At 36.8% G+C, this 18,387-nt stretch carries 21 protein-coding genes; 10 read left to right on the top strand and 11 right to left on the bottom strand.

Annotated elements, in window-relative coordinates:
- The first annotated feature begins 2 nt into the window (after positions 1 to 2).
- The gene (locus F598_RS0103205; protein WP_019037582.1) at positions 3 to 635 is read left to right on the top strand and encodes an arsenate reductase/protein-tyrosine-phosphatase family protein; all 633 of its coding nucleotides are present in this window, start codon (positions 3 to 5) and stop codon (positions 633 to 635) included.
- Positions 636 to 842: 207 nt separating this feature from the next.
- On the opposite strand, the gene F598_RS14730 is transcribed toward F598_RS0103205, so the two are convergent.
- Positions 843 to 1,565, bottom strand: coding sequence for a DUF3667 domain-containing protein (locus F598_RS14730; RefSeq protein ID WP_019037583.1), 723 nt, complete (start codon positions 1,563 to 1,565; stop codon positions 843 to 845).
- 152 nt (positions 1,566 to 1,717) lie between these two features.
- On the opposite strand from F598_RS14730, the gene F598_RS0103215 reads away from it, so the two are divergent.
- The 4 genes from F598_RS0103215 to F598_RS0103230 are packed head-to-tail and all read left to right on the top strand — an operon-like array spanning position 1,718 to position 6,853.
- A complete protein-coding gene (locus F598_RS0103215) occupies positions 1,718 to 2,392 on the top strand; it encodes a helix-turn-helix domain-containing protein (protein WP_019037584.1) in 675 nt (224 codons plus the stop codon).
- Between the two features lie 3 nt (positions 2,393 to 2,395).
- Positions 2,396 to 4,063 (top strand): peptidase domain-containing ABC transporter, encoded by a 1,668-nt coding sequence (locus F598_RS0103220; protein WP_019037585.1) that lies wholly within the window; start codon positions 2,396 to 2,398, stop codon positions 4,061 to 4,063.
- Between the two features lies 1 nt (position 4,064).
- Positions 4,065 to 5,435: an HlyD family secretion protein gene (locus tag F598_RS0103225; protein WP_019037586.1), complete on the top strand. Its 1,371-nt coding sequence runs from the start codon at positions 4,065 to 4,067 to the stop codon at positions 5,433 to 5,435.
- On the top strand, positions 5,432 to 6,853 hold the full coding sequence (locus tag F598_RS0103230; RefSeq protein ID WP_019037587.1) for a TolC family protein: 1,422 nt from the start codon (positions 5,432 to 5,434) through the stop codon (positions 6,851 to 6,853). Before F598_RS0103225 ends, F598_RS0103230 begins: the two co-directional genes overlap by 4 nt.
- A 2-nt stretch (positions 6,854 to 6,855) precedes the next feature.
- Here F598_RS0103230 and F598_RS0103235 read toward each other — a convergent pair whose 3' ends face one another.
- A complete protein-coding gene (locus F598_RS0103235) occupies positions 6,856 to 7,449 on the bottom strand; it encodes a riboflavin synthase (RefSeq protein WP_019037588.1) in 594 nt (197 codons plus the stop codon).
- Between the two features lie 51 nt (positions 7,450 to 7,500).
- Between F598_RS0103235 and pdxA the strand changes: the two genes are divergently transcribed.
- The 3 genes from pdxA (at position 7,501) to rpmF (ending at position 9,348) form a co-directional block, all read left to right on the top strand.
- The gene (gene pdxA / locus F598_RS0103240; RefSeq protein ID WP_019037589.1) at positions 7,501 to 8,526 is read left to right on the top strand and encodes a 4-hydroxythreonine-4-phosphate dehydrogenase PdxA; all 1,026 of its coding nucleotides are present in this window, start codon (positions 7,501 to 7,503) and stop codon (positions 8,524 to 8,526) included.
- Positions 8,527 to 8,596: 70 nt separating this feature from the next.
- On the top strand, positions 8,597 to 9,130 hold the full coding sequence (locus F598_RS0103245) for a YceD family protein (protein ID WP_019037590.1): 534 nt from the start codon (positions 8,597 to 8,599) through the stop codon (positions 9,128 to 9,130).
- 14 nt (positions 9,131 to 9,144) lie between these two features.
- On the top strand, positions 9,145 to 9,348 hold the full coding sequence (gene rpmF, locus F598_RS0103250) for a 50S ribosomal protein L32 (RefSeq protein WP_019037591.1): 204 nt from the start codon (positions 9,145 to 9,147) through the stop codon (positions 9,346 to 9,348).
- Positions 9,349 to 9,543: 195 nt separating this feature from the next.
- Here rpmF and F598_RS0103255 read toward each other — a convergent pair whose 3' ends face one another.
- The 4 genes from F598_RS0103255 to aspS form a co-directional block, all read right to left on the bottom strand.
- Positions 9,544 to 9,735, bottom strand: a complete 192-nt coding sequence (locus F598_RS0103255; protein WP_019037592.1) for a cold-shock protein — start codon at positions 9,733 to 9,735, stop codon at positions 9,544 to 9,546.
- Between the two features lie 121 nt (positions 9,736 to 9,856).
- Positions 9,857 to 10,132, bottom strand: coding sequence for a membrane protein (locus tag F598_RS0103260; protein ID WP_019037593.1), 276 nt, complete (start codon positions 10,130 to 10,132; stop codon positions 9,857 to 9,859).
- A gap of 4 nt (positions 10,133 to 10,136) precedes the next feature.
- Complete coding sequence (locus F598_RS0103265; protein WP_019037594.1) at positions 10,137 to 11,924, bottom strand: chloride channel protein; 1,788 nt, start codon at positions 11,922 to 11,924, stop codon at positions 10,137 to 10,139.
- A 20-nt stretch (positions 11,925 to 11,944) separates the two neighbouring features.
- The gene (gene aspS / locus F598_RS0103270; RefSeq protein ID WP_019037595.1) at positions 11,945 to 13,696 is read right to left on the bottom strand and encodes an aspartate--tRNA ligase; all 1,752 of its coding nucleotides are present in this window, start codon (positions 13,694 to 13,696) and stop codon (positions 11,945 to 11,947) included.
- Positions 13,697 to 13,916: 220 nt separating this feature from the next.
- Between aspS and F598_RS0103275 the strand changes: the two genes are divergently transcribed.
- The gene (locus F598_RS0103275) at positions 13,917 to 14,276 is read left to right on the top strand and encodes a toxin-antitoxin system YwqK family antitoxin (protein WP_019037596.1); all 360 of its coding nucleotides are present in this window, start codon (positions 13,917 to 13,919) and stop codon (positions 14,274 to 14,276) included.
- Positions 14,277 to 14,310: 34 nt separating this feature from the next.
- Here F598_RS0103275 and F598_RS0103280 read toward each other — a convergent pair whose 3' ends face one another.
- A complete protein-coding gene (locus F598_RS0103280) occupies positions 14,311 to 14,877 on the bottom strand; it encodes a DNA-3-methyladenine glycosylase I (protein WP_019037597.1) in 567 nt (188 codons plus the stop codon).
- Between the two features lie 44 nt (positions 14,878 to 14,921).
- Here F598_RS0103280 and F598_RS0103285 point away from each other — a divergent pair, with 44 nt between their 5' ends.
- Positions 14,922 to 15,539 (top strand): thioredoxin family protein, encoded by a 618-nt coding sequence (locus tag F598_RS0103285; protein ID WP_019037598.1) that lies wholly within the window; start codon positions 14,922 to 14,924, stop codon positions 15,537 to 15,539.
- Here F598_RS0103285 and truB read toward each other — a convergent pair.
- Genes truB through F598_RS0103305 form a run of 4 tightly spaced genes read right to left on the bottom strand, consistent with a single transcriptional unit; the run spans position 15,536 to position 18,167 of the window.
- Positions 15,536 to 16,234 (bottom strand): tRNA pseudouridine(55) synthase TruB, encoded by a 699-nt coding sequence (truB, locus tag F598_RS0103290; RefSeq protein WP_019037599.1) that lies wholly within the window; start codon positions 16,232 to 16,234, stop codon positions 15,536 to 15,538. The two genes, F598_RS0103285 and truB, sit on opposite strands and share 4 nt — an antisense overlap.
- Positions 16,227 to 17,024, bottom strand: a complete 798-nt coding sequence (locus tag F598_RS0103295) for an undecaprenyl-diphosphate phosphatase (RefSeq protein WP_019037600.1) — start codon at positions 17,022 to 17,024, stop codon at positions 16,227 to 16,229. Before F598_RS0103295 ends, truB begins: the two co-directional genes overlap by 8 nt.
- Complete coding sequence (locus tag F598_RS0103300) at positions 17,024 to 17,287, bottom strand: DUF3098 domain-containing protein (protein ID WP_019037601.1); 264 nt, start codon at positions 17,285 to 17,287, stop codon at positions 17,024 to 17,026. Before F598_RS0103300 ends, F598_RS0103295 begins: the two co-directional genes overlap by 1 nt.
- Position 17,288: 1 nt before the next feature.
- Entirely contained in the window at positions 17,289 to 18,167 is an 879-nt protein-coding gene (locus F598_RS0103305) for a cell division protein FtsX (protein ID WP_026302493.1), read from the bottom strand.
- Positions 18,168 to 18,387 lie beyond the last annotated feature (220 nt).

Consider the following 18,387-nt stretch of genomic DNA (forward strand, 5'->3'; position numbering starts at 1 on the left):
AAATGCATGATTCAATTGAAAAACTCTGTCAGCAATTTGAAAGTCAGACAGATCTTATATCAGAAGAAAGAAAACTAATTTTAGAAAGCATTGCACAAGCCATAAAGCATGATATTGATCTTAGTAACAAAGCTGAATTAGTTTTTATTTGCACTCACAATTCTAGACGGAGTCATATGGGTCAAATCTGGACGAGTGCATTAGCTCAATATTACGGTTTGTCCAAAATAATATCTGCTTATTCTGGAGGAACAGAAGTTACTGCTTTTCACCCTAACACAATATCAGCATTAGAAACTTTAGGCTTTAAAATGGAGACCATGGCCCATGGGAGTAATCCTATTTATGATGTGAAATACGGTAAAAGTCAGTCAACAAGGTGTTTTTCAAAGCTGTTTGATGATAACGAAAACCCTGAATCTGGCTTTTTAGCCATCATGACCTGTTCTCATGCAGATGAAAACTGCCCGTTTATATCAGGTGCCAATTATAGGTTTTCAACACCTTATGAGGACCCGAAAATTTTTGATGGGACTAAACTGCAAAATGATAAATATATTGAAAGAGCTATGGATATAGGTAGAGAAATTGCCTATATGTTTTCGGTCTTATCTTTAAAAGAAGATAATGCTTGACATAGCCATAAATGTAATGACTATAAAAATGGTTATGAGGTAACTGTTAATGAGTATAAATTGCTTGAATAAGGTCTTTAATCTGCCTTGTTTATAAAAATTTCTCATGGATTTATACAGGTAGAATAAAAAAAGCAATACCCAAACCCAAGTCCAAATAAAATCGATGAACACAGCAAGAAATAGTAGAATCAAAAAGATAGCCTGTTAATTGTAATTAAAAATAAGATGCTGAGCATAGGGAATTTTCCTTCTTACATATATTAATGTACTGAAAAGGCTGAGTATGGGGATATAAAAGAATAAGAAAAACGGAAGTTTGGGAAGTAGAAAATTTACAAATGCCTTTGGATTTTCTTTGAGCCTGTAATAACCTAAAAGAAAATCAAATTTGATTTTATTGGTCCAATTATTTTCCAAACCTGTCTTTTCGATGGCTTCATTATAGCTAGAGCTCGGGTTTTCGTTGACATAGTCCTGAAGTATAGAGGCAGGGGTTTTATTGTCAAAATCAAATTCGTAATTAGTCATTTCTTCAGATTCTGATGTATTCTCACCTGAGAGGCTTTCAAGACTATTGAGTTGATCTTTATTAACCCAGCTGATGGCCAAAAAAAAGATAATGGCAGTACTGATAAAAAATCGAAAAGGATTTACATAGCTTACACGTTTTCCATTTACATAATCTCGACTTACTTTTCCAGGTTTAAAGATCAAGGCAGATATAGTTTTCCTAAACCTTGAATCATATGCAATGATTCCAGCAAAAAATTCAGTCAGAAGATCTTTAAGATTTAAAGGTTTAGAGGAGTTTTTTTGACCATAACTGGAGCAAAAGCGTTCAGAAATATCCAAAGGATGATGGTAGTTTAAACACTGGTTTCCTCTGTGAATAAAGCGCTTAGGCCTGGATTTAAATTTCAGTTTCATGTGAAATAAAAATTAAAGGCAAAATACATATTTTCTGAGACGACTTAAGTATTTCTCCTTATTTTTTTTAACAATTAATTAATAAGACGCACATCCTTTTTAGGTTAAAATTGATAGTTTTACTATTAAATTTGCGTTTAATATAACACATAATGCACAATCTACTATCCAATTTTAGAGTGGACGTCAATCCGAGTCTTTATTTGAAAGACCCGGAGAGTTCTTCATTAGGCCAAAATATAATTAAATCAAGTATAGATTTAATAGACTTACATGGGATAGAGGAATTCAATTTCAAAAAATTAGCTAAAGAGATCGGGTCTACTGAAAGCTCGATTTATAGATACTTTGAGAATAAACAGCGTCTTTTGCTATATCTCTCATCGCTTTATTGGGGTATTATGGAATTTCAGCTTGTTATGGAAACTAACAGCATGAAGGCTGGTATGCAAAGATTAATGAAAGCAGTTGAGGTTCTCTTTAGTACTCCAAAACTGAATTATTCATCTTTTAAATTGGATGGTGCCAAATTACGTCATATTATTAATTCTGAATTTGTAAAAGCCTATCACAATAAACATGTGGACGAGCAAAACAAAGCAGGATATTTCAGTATTTATAAACGTCTGGTCTTGAGAATCTCTGAACTAATTAATGATGTAAATGCATCTTATTCTTATAGTAACAGCTTATCTTCGATGATAATTGAAGGCTCTTTGAACCAATATTTTTTATCGGAACATTTTCATAGCCTCACAGATTGTCATTCTGAAGACAATTTATACTTATTTTACGAAGATTTATTGACAAAAACTTTAAAGCAATAACCAATGGCCGAAAATGGAGATACTAGAACACCCTGGGTAAGGTTGTGGAGATTACTCACACTAGAGAGAAAATCTGTTTATAAAATCATTTTCTACGCCATCTTTGCAGGTTTAGTTGAGCTAGGTCTGCCATTAGGTATTCAGGCAATTGTAAATATCATCGTGGGGGGAAGTTTTAATGCTTCTGTGATTCTGCTTATAGGCATTGTGCTCTTCACTGTAGCTTTTGCCGGAATTTTAAGGTACATGCAGCTGAGAATTGGTGAAGATTTGCAGCAACGTATCTTTGCACGTTCCTCTTTTGAGCTGGTTTACAGATTTCCAAAAATGAAATATTCTGCACTACAGAATGAGTACCCACCAGAGCTGGCTAATCGTTTTTTTGATGTGATGACTATACAAAAATCATTACCTAAGCTTCTCATTGATTTTTCAGCTGCCTTTATCCAAATAGGGTTTGGATTGATTTTACTTTCCTTTTACCACCCATTTTTCGTGTTTTTTGGATTCTTAATCATTTTATTCTTTTATGTCATTTTTAAATTATCCCTTAATGAAGGAGTAAAAGAAGTCTTGATCGAGTCCAGTTATAAATACAAAACTGCCCACTGGATCCAGGAGGTGGCCAGAAGTATCGAAGGCTTTAAAGTGTCGGAGAGTTTTTCATATTCTTCTAAAAGAAACGATGATACCAGCTTGCACTATCTTAATGCCAGAGAGCGGCATTTCCGTGTACTCAGATTTCAATTCTTCAAGATGATAGCCTTTAAGGTACTCGTGGCAGCAGCCTTACTTGTTGGAGGTGGACTTTTAGTGATTAATCAGCAAATGAATATTGGTCAGTTTGTAGCAGCTGAAATTGTGATTTTGCTCATGATTACCTCGGTAGAAAAGCTGATCAAAGGCTTGGAAGATCTTTATGGACTTTTAGCCGGTATTGAAAAACTTGGTCGAGTTACCGATATTCCTATCGAGACTCAGGCAGGCAATAAGCCCTTCAATAAGCAGGAAAGCTTTGTCTTTGAATATAAAAATGTAAGCTTAAGGATCGGTAATGAAGTGATTCTTAAAAATATCAATACGACAATCCATCCTAAAGATTTGATTTTAATCGAAGGAACACCAGGATCTGGTAAGTCAACCTTACTTAGAGTGTTGGTAGGTTTGATAAATGAAATTGAAGGTAATATCATCGTGAACGATTATAACCTAAAAAATATAAACTTAACTTACTTCAGAGATTTTGCAGGACATTATTTCCCAAGTAATAAAACTTTCGAGGGCACGATTCTTGAAAATATAACATTAAATAATCCTGAGATATCTATGGAGTACGTCCAGTTTTTGATCGACAAATTGGAACTTCGGAAATTTGTTAAATCTCAAGAAAAAGGTATTCAAACAACAATTTATACTGAAGGTAGACAATTGCCATATACTATCAATAAGAAAATTATGATTGCCAGAGCAGTAGCTTCTCAGCCAAAGCTCCTGGTTTTAAAAGATCCAACTGAAGATCTACAGGAAGGTGAATCTAGGAAAATCATAGATTTCCTTACCAATCCAGAAAGACCTTGGGCTTTGGTGGTAGTGAGCAATAATAAGATTTGGAAAGAAAAATGCAACCGAACCTTCTTTATGGATGAAGGTAAATTAGATACAAAAGAATAGTATGCTAGATATATCAAAACTCAGACTTAATGAAAAGATTGATTTATCTAATTATAAATCAATGCAATTCACGACGCACAAAGACCGTTTTCTAACATTCAATAAGATCATGACGATATTTGGAATAGTGCTGTTAGCCATCTTATTTCTTCCCTGGACGCAAATTGTTCAAGGAAGGGGATTTGTGACAAGTTTAGAACCCAACCAAAGGCCTCAATCTATCGAATCTGCAATCGCAGGACAGATTGAAAAATGGTACGTTCGGGAAGGACAAATCGTTGAAAAAGGCGATACAATACTTCATATTTCTGAAATAAAGGATAAATTTTTTGATCCAGATCTACTGCAAAGAGCTCAGTCTCAAATTACAGCTAAGAATTTCTCCTTAGATTCCTATACAGAAAAGGTAAAGGCTTTAAATTTCCAAATCGAGGCCTTAAAGCAGGAAAGAGAATTAAAATTGGAACAGGCTCAAAACAAGCTGATACAGGCCAACTTGAAAGTAGAAAGTGATAGCATAGAAGTGGAAGCTGCAAAAACCCAATTAACCATTGCCGAGCGTCAATTTGAGCGTACAGAAAGTCTGCAAAAAGAAGGTTTGAAGGCCGTGACAGACCTTGAAGCTAAGCGCTTAAAACTTCAGAACAGTCAGGCAAAAATAGTTTCGCAAAAGAATAAATTGTTAGCTAGTAAAAATGAAGTCATCAACGCTAAAATTGAAATTTCAAGTATCAAAGCAGGTTACCAGGACAAAATTTCTAAAGCAGAAAGTGATAAATTTTCTGCACTATCCAGTCAGTATGATACAGAAGCACAGCGAACAAAACTGGAGACAGACTTTACAAATTTTTCTGTAAGATCCAATATGCGCTACATTAAAGCTCCACAGTCAGGCTTTATCAATAAAGTTCTGCAAAGCGGAATTGGAGAAACCTTCAAAGAAGGTACTCAAATCGTAAGCATAATGCCACTGGATATTGAATTGGCGGTAGAAACCTTCGTAGACCCTATTGATCTTCCACTATTACATCCGGGTGAGCCTATCCGTATCATTTTTGATGGCTGGCCTGCAATCTTCTTTTCTGGTTGGCCAAACCTGTCCTATGGAACTTACGGTGGCGAAATTGTAGCCGTATCTAGAACTTTAGATCCAGAGAAAGGTAAATTCAGAGTTTTAATCAAGGAAGATCCTAAGGAAAAAGAGTGGCCAGATGTGGTAAGAGCAGGATCCGGGGCCAAGACTTTGGCCTTGCTCAATGATGTCCCTGTATGGTATGAAATATGGAGGCAGATCAACGGGTTTCCACCAGATTACTATAAACCAAAAGCTTCTAATAAAAGCGCAGATAAGAATCAAAATTCACCTAAATGATTCGCAACTTTATCTTAGTGATCAGTTTTTTTTGGTCTTTGTCAGGAATCGCTCAGGACGCACCACTAGCAGAAGATCAAAATGTGTTTAGCTTAAATGAATTTCTAGCTTATGTGAAGGAATATCACCCTATCGCACAGCTGGCTAATTTTGAAATATCTGCAGCACAGGCCAAGTTGCTTAAATCCAGAGGTGCTTTTGATCCTAAGGTTACTGTAGATTGGAAGAATAAAGAATTTAAAGGAACCGAATATTATGATATTCTCAACTCCACCTTTAAAATTCCAACCTGGTATGGTATTGAAGTGAAAGCAGGCTTTGAGCAAAACCAGGGGTCTTTTTTAAATCCTCAGAACGTGGTTCCAGACGATGGTCTTTACAGTGCTGGTATTTCTGTGCCTGTAGGACAGGGCTTATTCATCAATGAAAGAATGGCAGATCTTAAGCAAGCCAAGATCATGCAGGATCTTAGCCAGGCACAACGCGATATACGTCTTAACCAGCTGCTTTCTGAAGCTGTCATGGCTTACTTGGACTGGTACCTGGCCAACCGAGAAGTTACTCTATTTGATAATTTTGTAGATCGGGCAGAAGTACGTTTTGAGGGTATTAAGGAAAGTGCCTTGGCCGGAGATATTCCAACTATAGATACACTCGAAGCTGGTATTACAGTTCAAGACAGAAAATTAAGTTTGGAGCAGGCTAACTTAAAGCTGATCAAAAGTAGACTGGCGTTATCCAACTTTTTATGGTTTGAAGATTTTATTCCCCTGGAACTTGGCCCATTTGTAGTGCCTCAAGCTTTGGACGAAAATTCTTTGGATCCTGTACTGGGCACTAATCTGCTTCAATTGGAAAATTTTGTATTGGAGGATCATCCAAAGATCAAGGCTTTAGATTTTAAGATAGACCAGCTGGAAGTGAATCAGCGTCTAAAAGCTGAGATGTTGAAACCACAATTAGATCTGGAATATAATTTTATAAATGAACGTGTTGGAGAATTTGAAAACTTCAATACTGAAGATTATAAGGCAGGAATATTTTTTAGGCTTCCACTATTTCTAAGAAAAGAAAGGGGAGATCTGAAGCTGGCTAAAATTAAAGTAAACGAAGCTCAGTTAGATCTTGATTTTGAATCGCTTCAACTTCAAAACAAGATACAGGCAACACGAAGCGAAATACTTTCCTATATCACTCAGTTAAACACATTTCAGTCTATCGTAAGAGACACCTCCACGCTGTTAAAAGCTGAAGAGCGTAAATTTAGCTTCGGTGAAAGTTCGGTTTTTTTAATCAACTCCCGGGAAGTAAAACTAATTAACTCTAGGCTAAAAGAAATTAAAGTGTTTGAGAAATTGCTTAAATCCAAAGCAGATCTCTTTAACATACTGATCAATGACGTAACCTTAGACGAGTAAGCTTAGAGAGACTGCATCTCCATTAATCGCTTGACATATTTCCCAATAACATCAAATTCTAAGTTGACTACATCCCCCTTTTTTAGTGTTCTGAAAGTCGTGTGCTCGTAAGTATAGGGGATGATAGCCACACTAAATTCATTCAATTTTGAGTTGACAACGGTTAAACTAACACCATTGATAGTGATAGAGCCTTTTTCTATAGTGACGTTCATCAGTTTAGGATCATAGGAAAACGTAAACTCCCAACTGCCATCTTTAGTTTCTGCTCGTTCGCAAGTGGCCACCTGGTCTACGTGTCCTTGTACGATATGCCCGTCAAGATGTGCATTCATCTTCATCCCACGTTCAAGATTGATAAGGTCTCCTTCTTTAAGGTGCTTTAGGTTGGTCTTATTTAGAGTTTCATCGATTGCGGTTACTTTGTAAGATTTATCTTCAATGTCGACTACTGTTAGACAAACCCCATTATGAGCCACACTTTGATCCACCTTTAGTTCTCTGGCTATTTCTGCTTGTATGGTATAATCTATGTTACCTCCATAAGTCTCAATTTTACTGACTTTTCCTACTTCTTCTATTATTCCTGTAAACATAATTGTAGATTATTTAATTACCTTTGTTTAGTGCAAAAATAGACGAATTTTATGAAAACGCATTCAAATATAAGAGTAGGAATTAGCATTGGAGACATGAATGGGATTGGCCCGGAAATCATTCTAAAATCATTGGAAGATTCCAGAGTTTTAGAATTATTTACCCCTGTTATTTTCGCGAATTCAAAAATGATGTCTTTTTTTGGTAATTTTTTTAAGATTAAACTTCAGTTTCATGGGATATCAAAACCTGAAGATGCTGTAGAGGGTAAAATAAATGTCGTTAATGTCTGGAAGGAGAACGTTAAGGTCAACTTTGGAGAAGAAGATAAGGTCATAGGTGGCTATGCCATAAAATCTTTAAAAGCAGCTACTAAAGCTTTAATTCGAAAAGATATTGATACCTTGGTAACAGCTCCTATCAATAAAAACAGCATACAGTCGGATGAATTCGATTTTCCAGGACATACGGATTTTCTTGCCCAACAGCTTAAAGGGGATAGTTTGATGTTTATGGTATCAGACAATATTAAGGTGGGCTTGCTTACCGATCATGTTCCTGTAAAGAACGTTTCTTCAAAAATTACAGGAGAATTGATAGAGAAAAAGGTCAATGCCATTCACGAATCCCTTGTTAAAGATTTTGGTATTAGAGAACCTAAAATCGCCGTTTTAGGCATTAATCCTCATTCTGGGGACGGAGGAGTGATTGGGAATGAGGATGACGAAACCATGAAGCCTGCTATAAAGAAGTTTATAGATAATGGTAAATTCGTTTTTGGACCCTATGCGGCAGATAGTTTTTTTGGATCTAAAAACAATGCCAATTTCGACGCTATAGTGGCTGCTTATCATGATCAGGGCTTGATCCCTTTCAAAACCTTGTCTTTTGGTAATGGGGTAAATTTCACAGCCGGACTCAACAGAATAAGAACTTCACCAGATCATGGAACTGCATTTGATATTGCAGGGAAAGGTGTCGCTAATGGGAGCTCATTTGCCCAAGCTATTTATATGTCTATCTCTATTTTTAAGAACAGGATGGAATATATTCAACTGACTAAAAATCCTCTGTAAAATCATTCGATAATTAAGTATTGAATATTATTAATTTTTAATATATTTGCAGGCTCAAAACTGATGCTTTATGAGGAAGTTTAAGGCTTATGCCATCCCTTTCGTAGGGTTGAAAGAAGGACAGCACAGATTTGATTATGAGATTGATAATGCGTTCTTTGATCTTTTTGATTTTCAGGAATTCAATACCTCCGATGTAAAAGTCGATTTAGAATTCACTAAGAAGTCTAACATGCTAGAACTGGAATTTGATTTCACAGGTACAGTAAACATTAATTGCGATGTTTCATTAGAGCCTTACGATCAACCCATCGATAATCATTTATCTCTGGTTGTAAAATTTGGTGAAGATTATAATGATGATAATGAAGAGCTTTTGGTTTTACCTCATGGAGAACATGAAGTGGAAGTTCAGCAATACATCTACGAAGGAATAGTTTTAGCTCTACCAGCCAAAAGAATTCATCCAGGTGTTGAAGATGGCTCCATAAAGTCTGACATTCTTGAAAAATTAGAAGAGTTGAAACCGAAATCAGCTTCAGAAGAAAAAGAAGAGGATACAGATCCTCGTTGGGATAAATTAAAAGAATTACTAAACGAATAATACATATTTGAGCAATGGCACATCCAAAGAGAAGAATATCGACCACAAGAAGAGATAAGAGAAGAACTCATATCAAGGCGAAGATGCCACAAATCGCTACAGACACTACCACTGGAGAAGCGCATTTGTTTCATAGAGCGCACTGGCATGAAGGTAAATTGTACTACAGAGGTCAGGTTCTTATCGATAATACAGAAGACGCAGAAGTAGTAGAGTAAACCTCTACTCTTTACGGTATATCATATACTCCTTTATTCATTTAAAGGAGTTTTTTTGTTATTTCTGGTCCTGTTTTGTTAGGATGACTTTCAAATAATTTTTTAACACTCACCAAAGCAATCCTAATCATACCAAAAAAAACGCCACTCGAAAGAGTGGCGTTTTAAGGTCTTGAAAAAAAAATGTTTATATGATTAGATCAAACGTACATCTGTAGCGTTCATTCCTTTTCTTCCTTCTTCTTCTGTGTACTCAACTTCGTCACCCTCGTTTAGAGTCTCTCCGTTAAGTCCTGTGACGTGAACAAAAATATCTTCTCCTGTCTCGTCGTTTGTAATGAATCCATAACCTTTAGACTCATTGAAAAATTTTACTTTACCTTGCATAATAATAAATAATAATTAATAATATTATACAAATGTAAATAAAATTAATGTGCTGTGTACATTTTGATAAAAAATCTTGTTTTTTAATTCAATCATTTTCAGAGTACTACACAGATTTTATCTAATCTTTCTTTTCATGTCTACTTTCACCATCAGATTCCTCACTATTCTTATTATTCATCCTCTCGATATTTTCCTTTGTTAAGGTATAATCTTGTAACCTCTTACCTTTCCAACGGTGAGCTAAAAAAAGAGGCATCAAAATAAAGGCACTAGCTAGTACACTTATGCCGATAATACGTTCCCCAACGATTTCTTCTTCATAAAGTTTAAAGTAAACGCCTAGAGCAAAACCTGCTGCTATGAGTATAAAGACTAATTTAATAAGTGCTCTCATGGTTTTATACAGTTACTTCAATTAATTTCTGTCGGTAAGCAGTGAGTAGTTTAGATTTGGATATAAAACCCACGTATTTTCCGTCTCTTACCACTGGTAAATTCCAGGCATCTGTGTCCTGAAATTTTTTCATTATATCGTTCATTCTGCAGTCATTGAGTTCGATCACGTCTGGTGCGTTTTGCATCAGATCTGTGACGCTCATCTCTGTGTACAAGGTCTTATCAAACATGATTGTCCTAATATCATCGAGAAGTATGATGCCTTTAAAGGTATGGTTTTCATCAACAATTGGAAAAATATTACGTTTAGATTTTATAACTCCTTCATTAACAATTTGTTCTAAATTCATAGTATCATTAAGGACTCTGAAATTGTCCTCGATAACTTGGTGTATATCCATTAAAGTTAAAACGGTTTGGTCTTTATTATGAGTCACAAGGTCTCCCCGCGCTGCCAGTTCCATGGTGTACAAAGAATTGGGTTGGAACTGGCTGGTAATGACATAAGAAATAGCCGCTGTTATCATCAGCGGTATAAACAAGCTGTAGCCACTAGTGATTTCAGCAATTAGAAATATAGCTGTGAGAGGCGCATGCATTACTCCCGCAATAAGCCCAGCCATTCCAACAAGAGTGTACTGACTCAAGGATACTGGAGTCTTAGTAAATCCCAGAGTATTTATAACCAGCGCATAACAATGCCCTATCATGCTTCCCATAAATAAAACAGGAGCAAAAATACCTCCAATACCTCCTGCGGCAATGGTTATGGAGGTGGCAATCATTTTGAAAACGACTAAAAGGATTAAAAAAACGATGACCATCCAGGATAAATCCCAGCCTTGGAAGAGTTTATTCTGAGTGACCAGCTCGTTATTACCAGAAAGTAATTCATTAATAGAGGCATAGCCCTCACCGTAAATCTGAGGAACCAAAAATAAAATCCCGCTTAAAATCAGTCCACCTACTAAAATCTTACTGAATTTATTTTTAAAAGCATTGAAGGTTTTAAAGGTGAAGATGTAAATTTTTGTAAAAGATATGGAGGCAATAGCTGTAAAGATGCCTAAAGCTATGTAAAAAGGAACATCGCTGATCTCAAAAGCTTCTCCTAATTGTGTGTGGAGAATGATATCGGAGCCAAAAAAGAAATAGGAGGTAAGTATAGAAGAAACCGAAGCCACTAGAAGGGGAATCATAGAAACTAAGGTTAAGTCCAGACTGAAAATTTCTATTGCAAATATAATCCCTGCCACGGGAGCCTGAAAAATGGAAGACATGGCCCCTGCAGCTGCACAGCCAATCATTAGCGTTCTAGAGGCTTGGCTTAAGTTCAAAAACTTAGAAAAGCTGGTGCTTATGGCTGCGCTTGACACTACTGTAGGAGCTTCGAGTCCAGCAGATCCTCCAAACCCAAGTGTGATAGGTGCTGTAATAATAGAAGCATAGTTTTGAAACTTCCTCATAAATCCATTTCGTCTGGAAATGGAATACAAAGTGGTAGAAATACCCTGGCCAATTTCTTTTTTTAAAATGAATTTGGAGAAAAGATAAACCAATAATAAACCGATAACCGGAAATGCAAAGTAATAAACATTGTGATAGTTGGAGATATAACTGCCACCGAGTAATGATTGAATGAGGTAGGTAAGGTTCTTAATTAGTACGGCAACGAGTCCAGACAAAAGACCAACCACAGCACTTATCAAAATCAATAATTGCTGCTTGGTTAGGTGCTTTTCTAGCCAGGCAGTCATGTTAGATAATACTCCCGACAGGCTGAACTTCATGGCTATACTTTAATAGATTCTTACTTACTTCGTAACTTCAAATCTAGCTCTTTCAATTGATCTTCGTCAATAGGTGCTGGAGCATCTATCATAATATCTCTACCCGAATTGTTTTTTGGGAAGGCAATAAAATCCCTGATACTTTCCTGTCCGCCTAAAATAGCTACAAGTCTATCCAATCCAAAGGCGATTCCACCGTGAGGAGGAGCACCGTAGGTAAAGGCTTTCATCAAAAAGCCAAATTGTGCTTCGGCTTCTTCCTCTGTAAACCCAAGATAATCAAACATCTTGGATTGTGTTTTTTGATCGTGGATTCTGATAGATCCTCCGCCGATTTCATTTCCATTTAATACCAAATCATAAGCATTAGCTTTTACAGCACCAGGGTTGGTTTCTAGAAGCGGTAACTGGCCAACTTTAGGAGAGGTAAACGGATGGTGCATCGCATGGTAACGTTGAGTGTCTTCATCCCATTCTAAAAGTGGGAAATCGATCACCCATAGTGGAGCAAATTCATCAGGCCTTCTTAAGCCAAGGCGATTGCCCATTTCCATTCTGAGAGCGCTTAGCTGAGCTCGAGTAGAATTGGCATCACCAGATAAGACACAAATCAAATCTCCTGGCTTTGCGCCAGTTTTTTCTGCCCAAGCTTTTAAATCGTCTTCATCGTAGAATTTATCAACAGAAGATTTGAGGCTGCCATCTTCATTATATTTGACGTAGACCATGCCTTTGGCTCCTACCTGTGGACGCTTCACCCAGTCGATAAGTTTATCGATTTCTTTTCTGGAATAAGATGCAGCTCCAGGTACAGCGATTCCTACAACTAGCTCTGCCTCATTAAATACTTTAAAATCCTTATGTTGTGCTACGTCATTAAGTTCACCAAACATCATCCCAAACCGGATATCTGGCTTATCGTTTCCGTAAGTTTTCATGGCCTCATCATAAGTCATACGAGGAAATTCTTCTACGTCAACTCCATTAATTTCTTTTAATAAATGTCTGGTAAGGCCTTCAAAAGTGTTTAAGATATCTTCCTGTTCCACAAAGGTCATCTCGCAGTCAATCTGGGTAAATTCCGGCTGTCGATCAGCTCTCAAATCTTCGTCTCTAAAGCACTTGACAATTTGAAAATACTTATCTAAGCCTCCAACCATAAGCAGCTGCTTAAAGGTTTGTGGCGATTGAGGTAGGGCATAAAACTGTCCTGCATTCATTCGGCTAGGCACTACAAAATCTCTGGCACCCTCTGGAGTAGACTTGATTAAGTAGGGCGTTTCCACCTCTACGAATTCCTGCAGGGTCAAGTAGTTTCTTACAGCCATGGATACTTTGCTGCGAAAGATCAGTTTGTTTTTTACAGGATTTCGTCTGATGTCTAAATAACGGTACTTCATTCTTAAATCCTCTCCCCCGTCAGTATTATCTTCAATGGTGAATGGAGGGGTTTCAGAACTGTTCAATATGGTAAGCTGGTCCACCAACACTTCAATATCACCGGTGGCTATAGCATCATTCTTAGATTCTCTTTCTAAAACAGTCCCTGTAATCTGGATAACGAATTCCCGACCTAGTTTTTTGGCCTGCTCCATCATTTCTGATGAGGTTCTTTCAGAATCAAACACGAGCTGAGTTATCCCATACCGGTCTCTAAGATCTACCCAAATGATGAATCCCTTATCTCTTATTTTCTGAACCCATCCCGATAAGGTTACCTTTTTGTTTACAGAACTGAGGTTTAACTCGCTGTTATTGTGATCTCTATACATGCGTTTTGATTTCTGAAATGATTTGCAAAAATAAGAAGTTAGCGGTCTTATTAAAGTTAAGCCTTGAAAATTTTTACGAATAACTTTCGATCAATGTTACCAAATCTTATTTTTAAAACTGTATGAATCATAGGGGTTTAGCCTCGGTATGTAAATTTAATGTTAACTAAATGTGTTTTGAATGTAAATAATATGTATCTTTGGATATAAATAAAAAGATATGAAAGCATTTAGCACACTTGTAATGGTATTTTTAATGAGTTTTACTTTTTTTGCTCAGACAGAAAATAACTTGGTGAAGAAAGAAAAAGTAGGTGATTTAGAAAAAGTGACTATGTATTATGAAACAGGTGAAGTTCATCAAGTTGGTTTCATCTTAAAAAACAAGCTACATGGAGAATGGAAATCTTACGATAAAGAAGGAAATAAGATAGCGAAAGCGACTTATGATCAAGGAAATAAAGTAGGAAAATGGTTCTTCTGGAACGATGGGATGCTATCTGAAGTCGATTACGATAATAATAAAATCGTTCAGGTAAGCACCTGGGATAAATTAGATACCCAATTGGTAAGTAACTAATTTATCATGATAAAAATTTAAAGCGCCTAAGCCATTAGGCGCTTTTTTTATGTTTAAAACAATAGATGACATGATCGTTGACCAGTCCAGTGGCTTGCATAAAGGCGTAAACTGTTGTTGGCCCTAAAAACTTAAACCCTCTTTTTTTCAAATTTTCAGAAATACGCTGACTCAACTCAGTTTGAGTAGGAACCTGGTCCAGATTTTTAAATGAATTTATCTTAGGTCGATCATCCACATAGCTCCAGATAAAAGTGGAAAAGGAACCAAACTCCTCCTGAACCTTCATAAACGATCTTGCATTTTGTACAGTAGCTTCAATCTTCCCGCGATGCCTTATGATACCTTCATTCTTAAGTAACTTAGAAATTTTCATTTCCGTGTATTTTGATATCATTTCATAGTTGAAATCATCAAAAGCGCTTTTGAAATTCTCCCTTTTCTTCAAAATGGTAAGCCAATTAAGTCCAGCCTGGAAACTTTCGAGCACCAACATTTCAAAAAGTTTTTGGTCATCATATTCAGGAACACCCCATTCTTCATCGTGATATTTCACATAGATTTCAGAATTATTGCACCAGTCACATCTTACTTTTGTCATGATTTATTAAAATTGATTTTGATTCATAAAGTAAACATACGATTATGTCAGAACAGCATAAACTCCAAATTATAAAAAAGCATTTAGACCATACGCTTTCCTATTCAGAATATAAGGAGCTTATTGAGCGTCTTTTAAAAGAAGGGAAGTCAACCGGTCATACACAAAATGAGGCCTATCTCAATTATTCTAAACTTGGATTTAACCGTATGAAACGTTGGGAAAAAACTTCAGAATTGACCTCAGAACAAATTCAAAGCATACAACAAGTTGATCTAAAGCAAACCTGGCTAGTCATAACCGAAGGCTGGTGTGGAGACGCAGCTCCAGTGATTCCCATCATGAAAAAAATAGCTGATCATAATCCATTAATTGACTTCAAATTGATTTTAAGAGACGAAAATGACGAATTGATGAGTGAATTTTTGACCAACGGAGGAAAATCTATTCCTAAGTTAATCGCTTTTAATTTAGAAGAAGATCAATTGTTCTTTACCTGGGGCCCGCGGCCTAAAGAAGCGGCAGAGTTGGTGGCCAAAGAAAAAGCAGAACACGGAAAATTGAGAGATGAATTTAAAGTGACTCTACAGAAATGGTACAACCAGGATAAGGGAAAAAACATTGCCGAAGATCTCGTGAATTGTCTCAAAGCAGCCAACTAGTCATTCAATAACTTTTCAAAATCTTCAATAGAAAAGGCGTCATCTACATTATAATCTCCAATTTGAGTACGCCTAAGTCCAGATAAGTAGGCTCCAGAGCTTAAGGATTTTCCAAAATCATGAGCCAGACTCCTGATGTAAGTCCCCTTACTGCATTTCACTTTAAATTCTAATTGAGGCAAGTTGAAGCGAGTGATCATGAAATGATCAATTTTTACTTTACGCATGGGAATATCTACCTTTTCACCCTTTCTGGCGTATTCATAAAGCCGCTTTCCTTCCTTTTTTAAGGCAGAAAATACGGGAGGCTGCTGCATGATTTCACCTTGAAATTGCTTTATAGTTTCTTCAATTAAATCGTGATCAATGTGATCAATTTCAAATCTCTCATCAATTTCAGTCTCCATATCATAAGAAGGGGTAGTGGCCCCCAACGTAAATTCACCAGTGTACACTTTAGTTTGTCCCATCAAAGATTCAATAGTTTTGGTGGCTTTTCCTGTACACAGTATAACAAGTCCAGTTGCCAGAGGATCTAAGGTTCCAGCGTGGCCAACTTTAATCTTTTTTAGTTTAAACTTTTGTTTGATGAGCCACCTGACTTTATTGACCACCTGAAAGGAAGTCCAGTTTAAAGGTTTGTCGAATAACAATACCTGTCCCTCTTTAATCTGTTCTAAAGTTAGTTTATCCATTCACTTGAGTAAAAATAATAGCACCCACACCTACCACAAAACAGTAGATAGAGAAGTACTTTAACTTACTTTTTTTTACGATACTAATCATCCAGGTGCAAGCGAATAAGCCAGAAATAAAAGCAGTGATAAAGCCAATACCATAGATCATAAAATTGGCATTTTCAGTTGAAATCTCTCCACTTCCAATATCCTTAGCAATTTTTCCTAATATAAGAGGGATGACCATCAAAAAAGAAAATCTAGCCGCCTTGGGCTTGTCGTTGCCAAGCAATACAGAAGTAGCAATGGTTGCTCCACTTCGGGAAATTCCAGGTAAAATGGCAATGGCCTGAGCTACACCAATTACAAAAGCATTAGTATAAGATACTGGTTTTCGGGTAGCTTTAGCTTTGTCGGTAAGCCAAAGCAGAAGCGCAGTAAAAATGAGCATAAACCCAACCAAAATGAGGTTTTCACCAAACAGCAATTCCATTTCAGACTCAAAAAAGTAGCCTACCAAAGCCGCAGGAATCATGGAAATAATGATTTTTAGCGAAAACTGAGTTTGTTCGTTCCACTGAAAAGAAACTAGGCCTTTTAGAATGTCAGCAATGTCTTTTCTGAAGATGACTATGGTACTTAAGGCGGTTGCGAAATGTAGAATGACGGTGAGCAACAAAGACTCCTTAGGCAAGCTATCGTCTCCTAAAATGGCCTTTCCTAACTCTAAATGTCCACTAGAAGAAACTGGAAGAAACTCCGTTAAACCTTGGATGATCCCAAGGATACCTGCGTCCCATACATCCATTATTTGGCCGATTTTGGCTTGAGTAGGATAGCATATACTTCAATGGCAAAGCCAATCAGAACCACAGTTGGTGCAAGTCGAATGCGTCTCCAACTAAAAATCTCTGGATTAAAGACGTTGGGGTCATCGCTTCCGCCACCTGCCATAAGGATAAATCCAAGAGCAATCACTGCTAAGCCAATCACCATAAATTTATAGTTCTCTTTTTCAAAAATGAACTTTTCGTTGGCTTTAGCTTCTTTCTTACGTTTGCTTTCTCCCATATTAATAATATAATTCGTCGGTTTTCAAATTTAAAAAACGCTGTGTAGCAAAGAAAGTACTTAGCCAGGAAATCAAGATTCCTAGGAGGAGTACTCCTGTAAATATTGCAGCGAGAAGGATTTCATCACTTATTAAATTAAGCTCTGGAAAGCCCTGATCCAGGTAATACAATACCACAGCCATACCTATCAAAGAAAGCGAAGAGCCTATGATGCCCAGTTTTACACTTTTCAGTATAAAAGGTCTGCGGATAAATCGCTTGGTCGCTCCTACCATTTGCATGGTCTTGATGGTAAAGCGTTTGGAATATACAGATAAACGAATGGAGCTATTGATCAGTAAAACCGCAATAAAGGTCAACAATCCGCTCACAATCAAAATCCAGAAACTCAGGCGTTTGATATTATCATTCAGCAAAGCGATCAAAGGCTTGTCGTAGATAATTTCATCTACAAATTCTTTTTCTCCCAGATCTCTGGAAATCTCGGCGATTTTAGTTTCAGAGACAAAATCAGCGTTAAAGTATACATCAATCGAATTTTGTAAGGGGTTATAACCTAGAAATTCCATAAAATCTTCTCCGATTTCCTTGCTGTAGGCTTTGGCCGCTTCTTCTTTAGACACAAACTCAATGCCTTTAGTGTAGTCTGATAAGGCCAACGTTTTTTGCAGCTGGTCAATTTCCACCTCCTTGGCGGTGTCTTTAAGGTAGATAGACAAAGCAATCTGTTCCTTAAAGTGATCTGCTACTTTTTTGGTGTTGAGCACCAGCAAGGCGAGCAGGCCTACGAGAAACAAAACCAAAGCAATACTAATTACCACCGAAAAATAGGAAGTAATCAATCGCCGTCTCTGGTATTTCTCAAAAGATGAAGCCACTTTATAAATTTTGGTAAAAATATAAAACTATAGCATTATAACGACATAGGCCAAGATTAATTTTATGGGCGCTTCAACCCGTTATATGTTACAACTCCGCAAGCCTATTTTTTAAAGTTGTAACTGCTTTGAGGCTTTTCCTTTGGTCAAGCTCCTATCAGTTCAACATTTTTCAAAAAATAGGCTTACAGGGTTTCCACTCCTATCGGGAGCGCATAGA

Origin of the sequence: Psychroflexus tropicus DSM 15496 (assembly GCF_000378765.1) — a bacterium.
Lineage (GTDB): Bacteria > Bacteroidota > Bacteroidia > Flavobacteriales > Flavobacteriaceae > Psychroflexus > Psychroflexus tropicus.